Origin of the sequence: Xenorhabdus bovienii, from assembly GCF_024721015.1 — a bacterium.
Taxonomy (GTDB): Bacteria; Pseudomonadota; Gammaproteobacteria; order Enterobacterales; family Enterobacteriaceae; genus Xenorhabdus; species Xenorhabdus bovienii.
Genome location: NZ_JANAIF010000326.1, coordinates 1 through 452, shown reverse-complemented (window position 1 = coordinate 452; position 452 = coordinate 1). Strand labels below are relative to the sequence as shown.

The 452-nt window shown below is 58.4% G+C and carries 1 protein-coding gene; it reads left to right on the top strand.

Annotated features, from left to right (window positions below):
* On the top strand, nucleotides 1–452 hold a 452-nt coding region (locus NXS07_RS20830; RefSeq protein WP_258087612.1), incomplete at both ends, for a baseplate assembly protein.

Genomic DNA, 452 nt, shown 5'->3' with positions numbered 1-452 from the left:
TAGACCAGCTTGGTGCCAATAATAATGTGCGACGTTTGGTCTTGCAGACGGCCAACAATAACGCCGTGCCGCCTGTCTCTGCCGTGATGGAATCGGACGCGGATTTTCGGGTCCGTATTCCGCAGGCGTTTGAGGGCTTGAGTGTCGCGGGCCCCGTGGCGTCTTATGAATACTACGCACGCAGTGCGGACGGCCGGGTGGCCGATGCCTCGGTCATCAGTCCCGCACCGGCGTATGTCACGGTCAGCATCTTATCCCGTGACGGGAACGGGGCGGCCAGTGATGAACTGATTGCCGTCGTGAATACTGCCCTGAATGATGAGGACGTGCGCCCCGTTGCCGATCGCCTGACCGTGCAGTCCGCCAGTATTGTTAATTATGAAATTGATGCGGTGCTGTACCTCTACCCCACACCGGAGTATGAGCCGATATTGCAGGATGTGCAGGCACGG